This is a genomic window from Flavobacterium sp. W1B, from assembly GCF_047344965.1.
Classification (GTDB): domain Bacteria; phylum Bacteroidota; class Bacteroidia; order Flavobacteriales; family Flavobacteriaceae; genus Flavobacterium.
In genome coordinates this window covers 3,272,532-3,290,444 of the sequence record NZ_CP178845.1, presented here as the reverse complement: position 1 = coordinate 3,290,444, position 17,913 = coordinate 3,272,532, and the positions used below count along the sequence as shown (strand labels likewise).

Sequence of the window (17,913 nt, the reverse complement as noted above, 5' to 3'; positions counted from 1 at the left end):
TCCGATGAGGTGGTTTTTTTATGCTATTATTTTATTAATTAGTTAGAAAAAAGCCTTTTTTTTTATTGATTTGAAACTGATAATCGCAATTTTATTTTTGGAGATTATAATTTTACGTTTACTAAAAATTGAGTTTAAAGTAAACGTTTTTTTGTAGTTATTTTTAATAATTTAATATTGTTGGTTTTTTGTAAAAATCACTGTTTAAAAATTAGTTTTTATTCCATTAAAGAGACAATAACGTAATAAGTTTTATGGCAATTAACATTTATTTTTGATTAACAAAATTTATGTAATAATTGTATTAATTAATTGATTTTCAATATATTAACACGTCAATTAATGCTAATTTTTTTCTACTGTAATGTTTTTCTTAGTCAACCATGCTTTTTGACGAGAATAGTAGTTGATTGTCTTTTTTAGGTTTTTTTAACGTCTTTTTTTTTAGTTAAATAGTTAACTTTGAGAGACAAAATTTTCACAATAAGTTGTTTTATAAGACAGTTTTTTAACACTAAAAAAGGTGCTTATTTGTTGTTTTTACTTCATGAAATATCCATAAAGGGGGCCATACTTCATAAATATTTTTTGAAGATAATTTTTTCTGCAGCTTTTCTATCCCAAGTCTGAAAGCTTTTGTATTTAATCTATAGACTATATTTAATAATGTTTTTTAAGTTATTTCAGAAATGATTTAGCTGTTTGGTAAAAAGACTTAACTATTCCTATAATAGAGATAGCCTTTCTATGATGTTATCCTTCATAAAAGTATGTGAAGAGGATTCTTTTTATTGGTTTTCTCCCCCGATTCTGAAAACTTTAGTTTTAACCTATCCGTTGCTTTAATCCTAATTTTAAAAGTTTTTTTAATGACTTTATTAGTTGGTAAAAGGATGGATTTTTTATTTCCTAAAAATGACAAATCCTTTGGATGATGGTGTACTTCACAGCTATTTCTTGTGAAGATGATTTTCTTTACTGGTTTTTCTCCAAGTCTTTAAATATCCTACTTGATATAATTTATGGTGTAAAAATACTATTATCATGAAAAAGAATACAATTTTATCTAAGCTAAAAGTTTGGCTAAAGCATAGCCATACTTTTTCCTGCTGCTGCAAAGCAGGCTTTTCGAGTTTTTTTGGGACGAGTTGGTTTCATAAAAAACTCGTTTTTTATACTACTTTATCGCTTTTAGCATTTGGTCAGGCTCCTATTTATGGACAGCTTGTTGGTGGAGCAGCCGTCAAAGCTGGTTTTGGTATTGATGGAGATGTCTATGCTAATCTGTTACAATTTGGTAATCTTGCTGGTCCTTCGAATACCGATGACTGGTTTAACAGTACATATCCGGGCGACGGTCGGGGAGTGATAAAACAAACTGACCCCATTCCAGCAACTCCTAATGAAGCCTTTTCATTTAGACAATCTATAACAGCTCTTAATTCTCCTTATCCTTATCCTCTTGTTCCTGGCGTTAATGATTCAGGTGCGGTTGTTGATTATTTGTGGTTGGATGCCGTTTATGGAAGAGATAACTATGTAAAAGGTGGTAGCGCTGAAAAATCCTATTTTGCAGGTTCTGGGGATAAGAATTCCGATAATCCATCTACTTGGTCTATTGGGACTTCAGGGAGTGTTCCTCAAAAGGATGATCTTATTGATGTGTATGCACATTTAAGAGGGGAAGGACCCAGAATTCCATTTACACCTCCAGGGAACACAGACCCAAGACCCTTTACTACACTTTGGGCTTACGCGGGAGCTTCTTTAGTGGTTACTAATGGTAATAAGCATGTTGATTTTGAGTTCTTCCGTACCGCATTGGACGAAGTATCAGACTTATCTGTTCCAGGGGCTACTGGTCCCGATGGAGGTAGAACCGCTTGGACTTTTAATCCTGACGGATCTGTTGCAACTCCCGGAACCATTATTGTTTCTGTAGATTATACTAACGGGGGAACAGTACCACAAGTTAGGGTCAGGGTATGGATGGACGAAACCGTTTTTAATAATTATAATAATTCAGCTGTGGCTCGCCCTTTCACAACTGATCCTGGAACTTTTGAAAAAGGAACTGGTTCATTAACTTTTGGCTATGGTGTTATTTTACCCAATGTAGGAACAACAGCTATCTGGGGTAGAGTAAATAATAATGACACCACACTAGGGCCTCCTTGGGGAACCTTTGAAGGTTCTACACCGAATGCTGTAACTCACTATCAAGCGTTACAGTTTGTTGAAATAGGGATAAATCTTACTGCTTTCGGATTGGACGCACGTGGGTCACAAGATCCATGTAGCAATATATTGGGAAGTTTGTTGGTTAAAACCCGAAGTAGTGGTGGTGGTCCAACCGATAGTACTGCTTTTGGCAGTGAGCTGAAAGATTTTGCAGGTCCTTTCTTGTTTGGAAACACTGGAACCCCGCCTAACATAACTGTTGCTGCTAAAACAATTTGTAACTCTGATAATCCAGTTAATCTTACAACAGGAACTTCTGTAACGCCTGATGGTGGTCCAATTCACTATTTTACATCCGATGGTGATAACAATGATGCTGAAGGTGTTTATGACGTTGAAATACTTAATCCAGCATCTTACAATGCATCCCTTGGTACAACTACTATTTATGTGCGTAGTGAAAAATTGAGTAATCCTGGTTGTTATGGAATTGCTCAATTTGATGTTACGGTTAATCCGGGAGCAACAGCTAATGCTAATATTGATCAAACTATTTGTGCTGGTTCAACCGTTCAGCTAGCGGGTTCAGTTGGCGGAGGTGCTTCTTCAGGAACATGGAGTTCAAGTGGTACAGGTACATTTGCACCTAATGCTACGACACTTAATGCCGTTTATACTCCGAGTGCAGCAGATATAGCAGGAGGTAGTGTAACATTAACATTAACTACTAATAATCCGGATGGACCTTGTCCTGCAGTCAGTGATTTTATGGTTGTTACTATTAATCCGGGAGCAACAGCTAATGCTAATATTGATCAAACTATTTGTGCGGGTTCAACCGTTCAGTTAGCCGGTTCAGTTGGTGGAGGTGCTTCTTCAGGAACATGGAGTTCAAGTGGTACAGGTACATTTGCACCTAATGCTACGACACTTAATGCCGTTTATACTCCGAGTGCAGCAGATATAGCAGGAGGTAGTGTAACATTAACGTTAACCACCAATGATCCAACTGGTCCATGTCAGGCAGTTTCTGATATGATGGTAACTTTTATCAATCCGGGAGCAACAGCTAATGCTAATATTGATCAAACTATTTGTGCGGGTTCAACCGTTCAGCTAGCGGGTTCAGTTGGCGGAGGTGCTTCTTCAGGAACATGGAGTTCAAGTGGTACAGGTACATTTGCACCTAATGCTACGACACTCAATGCTGTTTATACTCCAAGTGCAGCAGATATAGCAGGAGGTAGTGTAACATTAACATTAACTACTAATAATCCGGATGGACCATGTCCTGCAGTCAGTGATTTTATGGTTGTTACTATTAATCCGGGAGCAACAGCTAATGCTAATATTGATCAAACTATTTGTGCGGGTTCAACCGTTCAATTAGCGGGTTCAGTTGGTGGAGGTGCTTCTTCAGGAACATGGAGTTCAAGTGGTACAGGTACATTTGCACCTAATGCTACGACACTCAATGCTGTTTATACTCCAAGTGCAGCAGATATAGCAGGAGGTAGTGTAACATTAACATTAACTACTAATAATCCGGATGGACCTTGTCCTGCAGTCAGTGATTTTATGGTTGTTACTATTAATCCGGGAGCAACAGCTAATGCTAATATTGACCAAACTATTTGTGCTGGTTCAACCGTTCAGCTAGCGGGTTCAGTTGGTGGAGGAGCTTCTTCAGGAACATGGAGTTCAAGTGGTACAGGTACATTTGCACCTAATGCTACGACACTCAATGCTGTTTATACTCCAAGTGCAGCAGATATAGCAGGAGGTAGTGTAACATTAACATTAACTACTAATAATCCGGATGGACCATGTCCTGCAGTCAGTGATTTTATGGTTGTTACTATTAATCCGGGAGCAACAGCTAATGCTAATATTGACCAAACTATTTGTGCGGGTTCAACCGTTCAGCTAGCGGGTTCAGTTGGTGGAGGAGCTTCTTCAGGAACATGGAGTTCAAGTGGTACAGGTACATTTGCACCTAATGCTACGACACTTAATGCCGTTTATACTCCGAGTGCAGCAGATATAGCAGGAGGTAGTGTAACATTAACGTTAACCACCAATGATCCAACTGGTCCATGTCAGGCAGTTTCTGATATGATGGTAACTTTTATCAATCCGGGAGCAACAGCTAATGCTAATATTGACCAAACTATTTGTGCTGGTTCAACCGTTCAGCTAGCGGGTTCAGTTGGTGGAGGAGCTTCTTCAGGAACATGGAGTTCAAGTGGTACAGGTACATTTGCACCTAATGCTACGACACTCAATGCTGTTTATACTCCTAGTGCAGCAGATATAGCAGGAGGTAGTGTAACATTAACGTTAACTACTAATAATCCGGATGGACCTTGTCCTGCAGTCAGTGATTTTATGGTTGTTACTATTAATCCGGGAGCAACAGCTAATGCTAATATTGACCAAACTATTTGTGCGGGTTCAACAGTTCAATTAGCGGGTTCAGTTGGTGGAGGTGCTTCTTCAGGAACATGGAGTTCAAGTGGTACAGGTACATTTGCACCTAATGCTACGACACTTAATGCCGTTTATACTCCGAGTGCAGCAGATATAGCAGGAGGTAGTGTAACATTAACGTTAACCACCAATGATCCAACTGGTCCATGTCAGGCAGTTTCTGATATGATGGTAACTTTTATCAATCTGGGAGCAACAGCTAATGCTAATATTGATCAAACTATTTGTGCGGGTTCAACCGTTCAGCTAGCGGGTTCAGTTGGCGGAGGTGCTTCTTCAGGAACATGGAGTTCAAGTGGTACAGGTACATTTGCACCTAATGCTACGACACTCAATGCTGTTTATACTCCAAGTGCAGCAGATATAGCAGGAGGTAGTGTAACATTAACATTAACTACTAATAATCCGGATGGACCATGTCCTGCAGTCAGTGATTTTATGGTTGTTACTATTAATCCGGGAGCAACAGCTAATGCTAATATTGATCAAACTATTTGTGCGGGTTCAACCGTTCAATTAGCGGGTTCAGTTGGTGGAGGTGCTTCTTCAGGAACATGGAGTTCAAGTGGTACAGGTACATTTGCACCTAATGCTACGACACTCAATGCTGTTTATACTCCAAGTGCAGCAGATATAGCAGGAGGTAGTGTAACATTAACATTAACTACTAATAATCCGGATGGACCTTGTCCTGCAGTCAGTGATTTTATGGTTGTTACTATTAATCCGGGAGCAACAGCTAATGCTAATATTGACCAAACTATTTGTGCTGGTTCAACCGTTCAGCTAGCGGGTTCAGTTGGTGGAGGAGCTTCTTCAGGAACATGGAGTTCAAGTGGTACAGGTACATTTGCACCTAATGCTACGACACTCAATGCTGTTTATACTCCAAGTGCAGCAGATATAGCAGGAGGTAGTGTAACATTAACATTAACTACTAATAATCCGGATGGACCATGTCCTGCAGTCAGTGATTTTATGGTTGTTACTATTAATCCGGGAGCAACAGCTAATGCTAATATTGACCAAACTATTTGTGCGGGTTCAACCGTTCAGCTAGCGGGTTCAGTTGGTGGAGGTGCTTCTTCAGGAACATGGAGTTCAAGTGGTACAGGTACATTTGCACCTAATGCTACGACACTTAATGCCGTTTATACTCCGAGTGCAGCAGATATAGCAGGAGGTAGTGTAACATTAACGTTAACCACCAATGATCCAACTGGTCCATGTCAGGCAGTTTCTGATATGATGGTAACTTTTATCAATCCGGGAGCAACAGCTAATGCTAATATTGATCAAACTATTTGTGCTGGCTCAACAGTTCAGCTAGCGGGTTCAGTTGGTGGAGGTGCTTCTTCAGGAACATGGAGTTCAAGTGGTACAGGTACATTTGCACCTAATGCTACGACACTCAATGCTGTTTATACTCCAAGTGCAGCAGATATAGCAGGAGGTAGTGTAACATTAACATTAACAACTAATAATCCGGATGGACCTTGTCCTGCAGTCAGTGATTTTATGGTTGTTACTATTAATCCGGGAGCAACAGCTAATGCTAATATTGATCAAACTATTTGTGCGGGTTCAACCGTTCAGCTAGCGGGTTCAGTTGGTGGAGGAGCTTCTTCAGGAACATGGAGTTCAAGTGGTACAGGTACATTTGCACCTAATGCTACGACACTTAATGCTGTTTATACTCCAAGTGCAGCAGATATAGCAGGAGGTAGTGTAATATTAACATTAACTACTAATAATCCGGATGGACCTTGTCCTGCAGTCAGTGATTTTATGGTTGTTACTATTAATCCGGGAGCAACAGCTAATGCTAATATTGACCAAACTATTTGTGCGGGTTCAACCGTTCAGCTAGCGGGTTCAGTTGGTGGAGGAGCTTCTTCAGGAACATGGAGTTCAAGTGGTACAGGTACATTTGCACCTAATGCTACGACACTTAATGCTGTTTATACTCCAAGTGCAGCAGATATAGCAGGAGGTAGTGTAACATTAACATTAACTACTAATAATCCGGATGGACCTTGTCCTGCAGTCAGTGATTTTATGGTTGTTACTATTAATCCGGGAGCAACAGCTAATGCTAATATTGACCAAACTATTTGTGCGGGTTCAACCGTTCAGCTAGCGGGTTCAGTTGGTGGAGGTGCTTCTTCAGGAACATGGAGTTCAAGTGGTACAGGTACATTTGCACCTAATGCTACGACACTCAATGCTGTTTATACTCCAAGTGCAGCAGATATAGCAGGAGGTAGTGTAACATTAACATTAACAACTAATAATCCGGATGGACCTTGTCCTGCAGTCAGTGATTTTATGGTTGTTACTATTAATCCAAATCCTATATGTGACATTACAGGAGGGCAAACCATCTGTTCCGGAGGAACCTCGACATTTACTGCAACAGCAGGAATGAAAAGCTATTCTTGGACAGGTCCAAATGGGTTCACTTCATCTGATCAGACTATAACAGTGAGTATGGCAGGAACATATCAAGTGACAATCACAAATTCAAGTGATTGTTCAAGTACATGTTCAAGAGAGCTTATTGTAGAAAGTTGTATATCTGAAGAATGTACCCTCGGTTATTGGAAAAACCATACCGACAGATGGTGTTCTACTTACAGAACATGTGACTTATTTGGTGATGTATTTAAAGATGCACCTGCAGCTTTGAAAAACATAACGTTGCTAGAAGCATTAAATTTAGGTGGTGGCGGTAATAATTTATTAGCGCGTCAAGGTGTAGCTGCATTGCTTAATGCATGTACTCTTAAATACTCTGATCCATATAGTACCCCACAAGCTGTTATTGATGCGGTTAATTCTGCCTATAGAAATAATCAAGCAGGTGCAATGGGAGCTATTTTAGGGAAACTTAATGAGAAAGACAATTGTACTTTAGGAGGCACAAGCGCAACTTCAGCTTCTAATTGTACTAGTCTAACACCAACAGCTAAAGCAGCTGATCCAGCAGGTTTTACAGCCAGTCCGGTTCCTTTTAAAGGCCAATTGAATATTAGATATAATTTCGATTATGTTTCTGATGTGAAAATTGAAGTGTTTAATTCAAATGGTAGCTTGGTGTATTCTAAATTAGATTCCAATAGTTATTTGAACAAAGAAATTGCGCTAAACCTAAATGTAAATAGAGGGCAAGAGCAGGTTTTCATTGTGAAATTGACTACTAATAGAGGAAGCAGCACTAAAAAAGTAATGTCTTCACAATAGTTAAGTACCAATAATCTAATCCTATAAAATATAGAGAAGGATTAGGTAGTAAAGATAGACCCCGAAAGTAAAACTTTCGGGGTTTGTTTATACTTTTTTAAATGTGTTAAAGTGATTTTTGGTTAATTAAAGGATTTTGCGATTGTTAATCACGATGTGATTCCTTTTGATGACGGTATACTTCAAGATTTTATCTGAAGATGATTTCTATTTTTATTTAAATTTTCCCCAGTCTGTAAACCTCCTTTTATAACTAATGTATGGTGTTAAAAATACTATTATCATGGAAAATAATACACTTCCGCAGTTTTTCGATTATTTATTTAGCAAAAGTATAAATTTGCGTTTTACGAAAAACAATGTTTTTAGATTAGTTTTTTTAAAATTAGAGAACACTATTCGTATTGATTCTCGAAATAAATTAGAAAGAATAAAGAATAATTTATTGAATTTTGCCCATTACAACTTATTGAAATTATCGGTAGAGAGAACTTTTTTTTCTTTTAGAAATATATGTTTGTTTTTTATTGTTAGTTACTTAAGCTCTTCTACTGCATTTGCACAAGTTGCTCTCCCTGAAGCAAAGAGATGTACTTCCAAAGATTTACAATTAGTTGAAGCAAGGTTGACTGGTGGAGATGCATGTAATTCATGTACTGCAGGAGATGTGACGCGAACCTTGACCTTATCTATTAACAATACTACAGGATCAAATAGAACGTCCTTTGCATTTTGGGGAACTTTAGAGCGATATAATGGTACTACTTTAGTTTTTTCGGGTCCAATAAGTGGATGTAATAGTACTCCTCTTCCAGGTAATACTTCTGCACTTCCTCCAAATAAAATAACAGATTTGGATTTTAATCAAATTACCTATACATGTGGAGAAAGGTTGGTGATTACTAATTTATTTTTAGCGTGGACTTCAGCTGCTGATAATGCATCATGTCCCTTAGAATCTAGTAAAATTGCTCCAAAATGCGGTACTTTACCTTTTATAGAAATTAATGCAGGGGTTAACGGGACTGTTACAGCTGCTAGTGCTACTTGTACTGCAGGAGGTTCTATTACTGTGACTCCATTTGGTGGTGTGCCACCGTATACTGTCAAATTAGGAAATGGTACTCCAGTTAACGTTGCTGCTGGTGCCTCAACAACTTTTAGTGGTCTCGCTGCCAGTACTTACAATATTACGATAACAGATTCTGCCCTTCCTACTCACTGTAGTATCATTAAACCTAAAACTGTGGGTGGGGCGACTCCATTAGGTAAGCCAGCGGCTACAGTAGTTCAGCCAACTTGTACTATTGGTACGGGAACTGTTAATGTAACATCACCTGTCACTGGTGTCACTTATACGCTTAAGCAATCAAATGTTGTAATATACACAGCTGTTAGTGGAGTTTTCAGTACAGTGACTCCTGGTACTTATGATTTCGCAGCTACCCTTGGTGAATGTACTACGCCAGGTGATGCTGTAACTGTAGATCAACCACCTACATTGCCACCAGCACCTTCATTAAAAATAACTCAGCCATCACTTTGTGGATCATCATCAACTGGGAGTATTGAGGTATGTAATCCAGTTGTTGATTACATTTACAAGTTGTATTTAAATGGTGTGCTTAACACAACTAAATCAAAATATGTAAGTGGACCACTTGTATTTGATGGTCTTGCGGCTGGCTCTAATCCAAGTGTAACTGCAACAACTGCTGGAGGGTGTATTTCTGCTCCGACTTCTTGTAGCAATGCAACGGCTACTTGTTCACAACCATTTGCTAAAACCACCGATACAGTTACTCCAAAAGAAACCGCGAAAACGAGTGAAACTGAACTTGCAGGTTTTGAAGCTTATCCTGTTCCTTTTAAGAATCAGTTTACAATCAGATATAATTTTGATTATGTTTCTGATGTAAAAATTGAAGTGTTTAATTCGCAAGGTGCTCGGGTGCTTTCTAAAGTAGATACCAATAGCTATTTGAACAAAGAAATTGCACTTGACCTTAAAATGAATTCAGGAAGACAACAAGTGTATGTTGTGAAACTGACTACCAATCGAGGAAGCAGCACTAAAAAAGTAATCTCTTCACAATAATAGTATTAATCAGCTAGTCCCATAAAATAGGAGAGGGACTAGATGGTAGGATAAAACCCCAGAAGTTTTGTTTTTGGGGTTTATTTTTTAGTACATACCTTAAAAAAGTCATTTGCTTTTTGTTAAAGAGCTTGATTGTCAATTTTTAAAATAGCCAATTTCCTATTTATCTTCTTTAAAGTTTACTTCGTGTTTTTATAGTTTTTGGTTATTTAAGTCGCTTATTTATAGTGTTTTAATTTTTTTTAAAATTCCCTATTCCAAAAAAGCATTATATTTTTTCAGATGTTAAAACTATATTTTTGCTTAAAATAAACTTTGGCACAATTCATGAATAGGTCATTGTAACAAATAATCATTAATCTATAAAAAAAATAATCTATGAGAAAAATAATTACCTTTTTGGCCGTTGTAGGAATGTTTAGCCTACAAAGTTGTACAGTAAATGATGCTACGGATTATGTAGATCATGACACCATCCCTGAAGCTTTCGAAATTAAAAATGTTAACTTAGGTAGAGTTGCTGATAATGAGTATAATTTAAAAAGTACTTTCCAATTTGAAGTAGGGGGAAATTTATTTGATGATGAAACTGTCTTGGTTTATAGATTAACCGATATTGTGAATTCGAATACTCCGGTTTGGCAATTGATACCTAGAACAATTTATTTTAATAATGGAGATGTAATAGATTATTATTTTGATTTCAGTAAAGTTGATTTTATAATTACCGCAAGAGGTTCTTTTAATTTATTGAATGCTCCTACTTTTATAAATAATCAAACATTTCGTGTTGTTATAATGCCTTCTGTTTTAGCTAAATCTGTTAATAAAAACGATTTTTCAGAAGTTATGTCTGCTTTAAATTTAAAAGAAAATCAAGTTCAACAGATTAAGTTTTAATTGTAAATTCAATCTATAAAAAAAAGGAAATCTCTCGATTTCCTTTTTTTTATACTTTCTATTTATTGAATTTAAGAATTCTCGGATGAAGTGTTTTCTTCAGAGATTTCTTTTTTGTTCATTTTTAAAGAAACTACAATTCCCGTTAAAAGCGATACCGCAATAAAAGCTAATGATGCCCATTCTGGAACTGCTATAAAATCATGAAGTAGCATCTTGAGTCCCACGAAACTCAAAATAGCAATAAGGCTGTATTCTAAATAGCTGAATCTTTCAATCATATTAGCTAAGAAGAAATACATGGATCGTAGTCCTAGTATGGCAAAAATGTTCGAACTAAAAACCAAGAAAGGATCGCTTGTAATTGCTAAAATAGCGGGAACACTATCAAGAGCAAATACAACATCCATTACTTCAATAATGATCAAAGCAACAAAAAGTGGCGTTGCTACATTTAGGTGTCTTTTTTTTACGAAGAAATGTTCTCCATCTATATGACTGGTTACAGGTATCACTTTTCGTAATGTTCTGTAAACGAATGATTTTTTTGGTTCAAAATGTTCATCTTCTTTAGTGAAAAGCATTTTCATCGCAGTATAAATTAGAAAAGCTCCAAAAATATAAGTGGTCCATGCAAATTTATTAATAAGCAAAACCCCAAAATAGATCATAACTCCTCTAAAAACAATGGCACCCAATATTCCCCAAAACAAAACTCGGTGTTGGTACTTTTTTGGAATTCTAAAAGAATTGAAAACAATTGCGATGACAAATATATTGTCAACACTAAGGGATAATTCGATTAAATACCCGGTGATGAATTTCATCGAGGCTACTGCTGGTTTCAATTGGTCTGGATTTGCAACATAATTGTTGCTGTATAACCAATAGACTACTCCCGAAAACAGAAAAGAAATGCTAACCCAAATGGCAGTCCATTTACTAGCTTCTTTGGTGCTAATAATGTGGGGAGTTTTGTTGAATACGCCCAAGTCGAGTGCAAGAAATAATAAAATAGCGGCTAAAAAAGAGATCCAAACAATCATATAGTATAGTAATAATTAATTTAAAAACGTAAAGATAGTCTTAGAATTTGTTTTTTTTTAAATTATTAACTTAAAATTAGTCTTAATTTAACGAGTTGAGAGAAAAATATCTTTTGTTAAAAATAAGAGTTTAAAAAAACAGTTCTAAAATTATCATGTTTTAAATTGTAGACGAAAATATTGACAATTTGATAATTTATTGATGTTGACCCATAAAAAAATAGAGGTTGGATATTGAGAAAGTCATATTTAAATTATATTTGCAGTGAAATAATAGGGGTTAAATCTAAAAATACATTTTTTATGTCAACAATACGTTTCCAAGCTTTGAAAGAAGCATCGAACAGAAAACCGGTTAAATTTGAAGAAGCTGATAGAAAATCTACGCTTTTTGGTTCAAATGTGTTTAATGATAAGGCAATGAAGCAATATTTAACTTCAGATGCTTTTAAAGGAGTTCAAGGTGCTGTTCAGTATGGAACTAAAATAGATAGAAAATTAGCAGATTATATTGCAATGGGTATGAAAGAGTGGGCTCTCTCAAAAGGAGTTACACATTATACACACTGGTTTCAACCACTTACTGGTACAACTGCCGAAAAGCATGATGCTTTCTTTGAAACATCTTATGATGGTGGAGATGCTGTTGAAAAATTTGGTGGCGCACAATTAGTGCAACAAGAACCGGATGCATCTAGTTTTCCAAACGGAGGAATTAGAAATACATTTGAAGCCAGAGGATATACAGCTTGGGATCCAACTTCTCCTGCTTTTATTTTTGGAACTACTTTATGTATTCCAACGGTTTTTATATCTTATACTGGTGAAGCTTTAGATTTTAAAACTCCTTTATTGAGAGCTTTGACAGCTATAGATGAAGCAGCTACCGAAGTATGTAAATATTTTGATAAAAATGTAAAGAAAGTTACTGCAACCCTAGGATGGGAGCAAGAATATTTCTTGATTGATAGTGCTTTGGCAAATTCTCGTCCTGATCTTATGATGACAGGAAGAACTTTGTTAGGACATACATCTGCAAAAGGACAACAATTAGACGATCATTATTTTGGTGCTATTCCAACTCGTGCTTTGACTTACATGAGAGATTTAGAGCAAGAATGTATGCTGTTAGGTATTCCTGTAAAAACACGTCACAATGAAGTGGCTCCAAATCAATTTGAGTTGGCTCCTATTTTTGAAGAGACAAACTTGGCGGTAGATCATAACTGTTTGTTGATGGATGTTATGCAAAAAGTGGCAGAACGTCATGATTTCAAAGTATTGTTCCATGAAAAGCCTTTCAAAGGAGTAAACGGTTCAGGAAAACACAACAACTGGTCATTGGCAACAGATACAGGCGTAAACTTGTTGAGTCCAAGCAAAACGCCAATGAGTAATTTACAATTTTTGACTTTCTTTATCAATACAATTAAAGCGGTAAATGACAATGAAGCTTTGTTGAGAGCTGCTATCGCTTCTGCAAGTAATGATCACAGATTAGGGGCTAATGAAGCGCCACCTGCAATTATATCTGTATTTATTGGAGAGCAATTGACAAAAGTTTTGGATGAATTAGAAGGTGTAACTGCTGGTAAATTATCTCCTGAGGAAAAAACAGATTTAAAATTGAATGTGGTTGGTAAAATTCCAGATGTTCTTTTAGATAATACAGACAGAAACAGAACTTCACCATTCGCTTTTACAGGAAATAAATTTGAATTCAGAGCGGTAGGGTCAACGGCAAACTGTTCGAATTCAATGACTACTTTGAATGCTATTGTAGGAAAACAATTGAGAGATTTCAAAAAAGAGGTAGATGCCTTGATTGAATCTAAAGACATGAAGAAAGACGATGCAATCTTCAATGTATTGAGAGAATATATCAAACATTCTAAGAAGATCCTTTTTGAAGGAGACGGATACAGTGAAGAGTGGGAAATAGAAGCAGCCAAAAGAGGTTTGAGCAATTTCAAAACAACACCTCAGGCATTGAAAGCCAGAGCTTCTAAACAAGCTTTGGATTTGTTTTCTGAAATGGGTATCATGAATCACATTGAAGTGGAAGCTCGTTACGAAATTGAATTGGAAGAGTATACTAAGAAAATTCAAATTGAAGGTAGAGTTTTAGGTGATATTTCAAAAAATCACGTAATTCCAACGGCTATTCGTTACCAAAACACTTTGATTGAAAACGTAAAAGGATTGAAAGATATCTTTGGTGCTGAATTTGAATCCATTGCAAAAGAACAAATTATCTTAATCAAAGAAATTTCAGGGCATATCGAAGGAATCAATTCTAAAGTGGAAGCGATGACAAACGAAAGAAAGAAAGCAAATACAATGACCGATGCACAAGAAATGGCTGAGGCATATTGTGATAAAGTAAAACCATATTTCGAAATCATTAGAAATCACTGCGATAAATTGGAGTTGTTGGTAGATAATGAGTTATGGACATTGACTAAATACAGAGAATTATTATTTACTAAATAATTCTTTAAAAAGATTTTTTTTTCACCCGACAGGTTTTCGAATCTCGTCGGGTGTTTTTGTATACTATTTTATTTTTTTATACGTTATTCTGATGTAATACTTTATTTACATGAAGTAGCCGTATTTGGTAAAACGTAAAAGTCAATTATGATTTTATAATGACCACATATACAATTTTAAATAACGATAAATAGTTAGTTATGAGAATAAAGCAGTTTTTGATTTTGTTTTTTTTAAATACAATGATTTTGTCTGCCCAAGATAGGCTTGTGTTGTTTTTTGACTTTAATAAAGACGTTATTAATGAAAAATCTAATAAAGAATTCAGCAATTGGCTGGAAAATTCTAAAGATATTGAAATCTTAAATATTCATGGATATTGTGATAGTGTTGATACGAATTTGTATAATAAGGATTTGTCGATAAGAAGAGTTAATAATGTGCTTTCTCTTTTGGAATTAAATAAAGTTCAGATTAATGAAAATTTGAAGTTAAGCAGTTTTGGAGAAGACTTTGTGCAATCCAAAATCCAAAGCGAAAATCGAAAAGTTGAAGTTTTTTTTAAGACAATTCTACCGATAGAAATCAAAAAGGAAGAATCAAAAAAGGCAGTTATTGAAGTAGAGGTAAATAAATCGGAAGTTGGCGACTTACTAAAATTAGAGAATATCAATTTTTTTAATCTTAGTGATATATTGCTTCCGGAGTCGAAACCTGCTTTAGTGGAGTTGCTTTCTGTTTTAATGAAAAATAAAAATGTAGAGATTGAAATTCAAGGACATATCTGTTGCCAAACAAAAGAAGGTAAGTATGATGTTTCTCTTGCACGTGCCAAAAAGATTTATGATATTTTAGTCAAGAACGGAATCGAAAAAGAGCGACTTTCTTATAATGGATTTGGTAGCACTAGACCAATTTATCTATTGCCAGAAAAGAATGAAGAAGAAAGAATTGCTAATAGAAGAGTGGAGATTATGATTGTCAAAAAATAGTCAAATAAATCCTAAACCCTAATTCTGAAATCCTAAATCAAATTTGTATCTTTGCCTCACACAACACAAATTATTTCATGAGTTCAGATACTTCAAAAAGATACGCACAAAGAGGCGTTTCGGCTTCCAAAGAAGATGTGCATAACGCCATAAAAAACATTGATAAGGGTTTGTTTCCTCAAGCTTTTTGTAAAATAGTCCCAGATTATCTAACCCAAGACGATGAATATTGTCTGATTATGCATGCCGATGGAGCAGGAACAAAATCCTCTTTGGCCTATATGTATTGGAAAGAAACAGGTGATATATCAGTTTGGAAAGGTATTGCACAAGATGCTTTAATCATGAATATCGACGATTTGTTGTGCGTAGGAGCAACAGACAATATTTTACTTTCCTCTACCATCGGAAGAAATAAAAACCTTATTACCGCCGAAGTACTTTCTGCTATTATCAACGGAACCGAAGAATTGATAAAAGAACTGGACTCTTTTGGAGTGACCATTCATTCCACAGGCGGGGAAACTGCTGATGTGGGCGATATCGTTCGTACCATTATTGTAGATTCTACCGTAACGGCTCGCATGAAACGTTCGAAAGTAATTGACAACGCAAATATCAAAGATGGAGATGTAATTGTAGGTTTAGAATCATTTGGTCAGGCTACTTACGAAAAAAGTTATAATGGCGGAATGGGAAGCAACGGATTGACCTCTGCGCGCCATGATGTTTTCGGGAAATATTTGGCTGCCAAATATCCGGAGAGTTATGATGCCGCTGTTCCAGAGGAATTGATTTATTCAGGTCAGGTGAAATTGACAGATGCAGTTGAGAATTCCCCAATCGATGCCGGACAATTAGTGCTTTCGCCTACGCGTACTTATGCGCCTATTATCAAGAAAATTTTAGATCAATACGATGCTAAAGACATTCACGGAATGGTACATTGTAGCGGTGGTGCACAAACAAAAATTTTACATTTTGTAGAAAATCTACACATTATAAAAGACAATTTATTCCCGGTACCGCCACTTTTTAAATTGATTCAAGAGCAATCAAAAACCGATTGGAAAGAAATGTATCAAGTTTTTAACTGTGGACATCGTATGGAATTATATGTTCCCGAAGCCGTTGCACAGGATATTATCGCTATTTCTAAATCATTCAATGTCGATGCACAAATCGTCGGAAGAGTAGAAGCAGCCGATACTAAAAAACTAACAATTAGCAGTGAATACGGAACTTTCGAATATTAATTAAGCCGATATTTTTTTGGAGCTAATCCAGCTTCCGAAGGATCGGGACGCTATGTCTTTATGTTCTTAAAGAAAAACATTAAGAATACCGCTCATATCGGGGCTAAAAACAAAATAAGATGTACGAATTACTTTTTTGGAAATATTTAGATGAGGTTTATTTAAACCATCACGAGGTTTATGAAGCCATCGAGGAAAAACAAACTGTAGAAGGATTAGAGGAACTTCCTGTTCAAGTAATCTTGAATAGAATTGCTTCTGTGTTCTCAAAATGGGAAAAAGTAGATGATAACAGTTGGAAAAATAATGCTGGAGTAGGTGCTTTTCAAGTAAAAACGACACCGCAGAGCATTCAGATTGATTGCTATGGTACCGAAGGCAAGACAATGGACACTTTAGTAGATATTATGGAAGAATTCAAATGTCCGCTATACGATCCGCAAGTACCCATGCGTTACGACGAAATGAGTGAATAGATTTTCACTATCTATATAAAATTAAAAGGCATTAAGGGAATTATGAAAAACATAAGGAACTTAATGCCTTAGTGTTTTAATGAAAAAAGAATCCTGAATTTAATAATTGTATCAGATATAAAATATGAATTTCAACTTCTCTCAGAATATAATCCTCGAAGACGAAAGGGTGTTGCTTCGCCCTTTACAGGAATATGATATTGAAAATTTACTCGAAATCTCTATCAAGGAACCCGAAACTTGGGAGTATTCTTTAGTACGGGCCAATGGGAAAGAAAACCTGAAAAACTACATCCAGATTGCCGTTGAAGCAAGAGAAAATAAAACCGAATTTCCCTTTATTGTTTTCGATAAAAAAACGGGTAAATATGCCGGAAGCACTCGTTTTTATGATATCAATTTTGGATTCAAAACCCTGCAATTGGGTTACACTTGGTACGGAAAAGCATTCCGTGGCACAGGATTGAATCAACATTGCAAATTTTTATTGCTGCAATTTGCTTTCGAAACCCTTGGAATGGAACGGGTGGAATTTCGTGCAGATAATAATAATCTTCGAAGTATTGCTGCGATGAAAAGCATCGGTTGTCAAGAAGAAGGCATTTTGCGAAATCATATGCCCATTTTTGGAAGTGAATTGCGCCGTGACACCATTATTTTGAGTATTCTAAGGGAAGAATGGTTTAAGGAGGTAAAGGCTAATTTATTAAAAAGGATTACAGAGTAAAGGAAACA

At 36.2% G+C, this 17,913-nt stretch carries 9 protein-coding genes; 8 read left to right on the top strand and 1 reads right to left on the bottom strand.

Annotated features, from left to right (window positions below; genetic code table 11):
• Positions 1-1,044 precede the first annotated feature (1,044 nt).
• From ACMDB5_RS14300 to ACMDB5_RS14290, 3 genes are all read left to right on the top strand, one after another.
• Positions 1,045-7,914, top strand: a complete 6,870-nt coding sequence (locus tag ACMDB5_RS14300) for a hypothetical protein (RefSeq protein ID WP_413998939.1) — start codon at positions 1,045-1,047, stop codon at positions 7,912-7,914.
• Between the two features lie 283 nt (positions 7,915-8,197).
• The gene (locus tag ACMDB5_RS14295; protein WP_413998938.1) at positions 8,198-10,012 is read left to right on the top strand and encodes a T9SS type A sorting domain-containing protein; all 1,815 of its coding nucleotides are present in this window, start codon (positions 8,198-8,200) and stop codon (positions 10,010-10,012) included.
• Between the two features lie 381 nt (positions 10,013-10,393).
• Complete coding sequence (locus ACMDB5_RS14290) at positions 10,394-10,915, top strand: hypothetical protein (RefSeq protein WP_413998937.1); 522 nt, start codon at positions 10,394-10,396, stop codon at positions 10,913-10,915.
• Positions 10,916-10,986: 71 nt separating this feature from the next.
• Here the strand turns inward: ACMDB5_RS14290 and ACMDB5_RS14285 are convergent, their stop codons facing one another.
• On the bottom strand, positions 10,987-11,961 hold the full coding sequence (locus tag ACMDB5_RS14285; RefSeq protein ID WP_413998936.1) for a TerC family protein: 975 nt from the start codon (positions 11,959-11,961) through the stop codon (positions 10,987-10,989).
• 303 nt (positions 11,962-12,264) lie between these two features.
• Here ACMDB5_RS14285 and ACMDB5_RS14280 point away from each other — a divergent pair, with 303 nt between their 5' ends.
• The 5 genes from ACMDB5_RS14280 (at position 12,265) to ACMDB5_RS14260 (ending at position 17,905) form a co-directional block, all read left to right on the top strand.
• Entirely contained in the window at positions 12,265-14,454 is a 2,190-nt protein-coding gene (locus ACMDB5_RS14280) for a glutamine synthetase III (protein ID WP_413998935.1), read from the top strand.
• A gap of 200 nt (positions 14,455-14,654) precedes the next feature.
• A complete protein-coding gene (locus ACMDB5_RS14275; RefSeq protein ID WP_413998934.1) occupies positions 14,655-15,446 on the top strand; it encodes an OmpA family protein in 792 nt (263 codons plus the stop codon).
• A 77-nt stretch (positions 15,447-15,523) separates the two neighbouring features.
• Entirely contained in the window at positions 15,524-16,702 is a 1,179-nt protein-coding gene (locus ACMDB5_RS14270) for an AIR synthase related protein (RefSeq protein ID WP_413998933.1), read from the top strand.
• A 119-nt stretch (positions 16,703-16,821) separates the two neighbouring features.
• On the top strand, positions 16,822-17,178 hold the full coding sequence (locus tag ACMDB5_RS14265) for a hypothetical protein (protein WP_413998932.1): 357 nt from the start codon (positions 16,822-16,824) through the stop codon (positions 17,176-17,178).
• 124 nt (positions 17,179-17,302) lie between these two features.
• Positions 17,303-17,905: a GNAT family N-acetyltransferase gene (locus ACMDB5_RS14260; RefSeq protein ID WP_413998931.1), complete on the top strand. Its 603-nt coding sequence runs from the start codon at positions 17,303-17,305 to the stop codon at positions 17,903-17,905.
• Positions 17,906-17,913 lie beyond the last annotated feature (8 nt).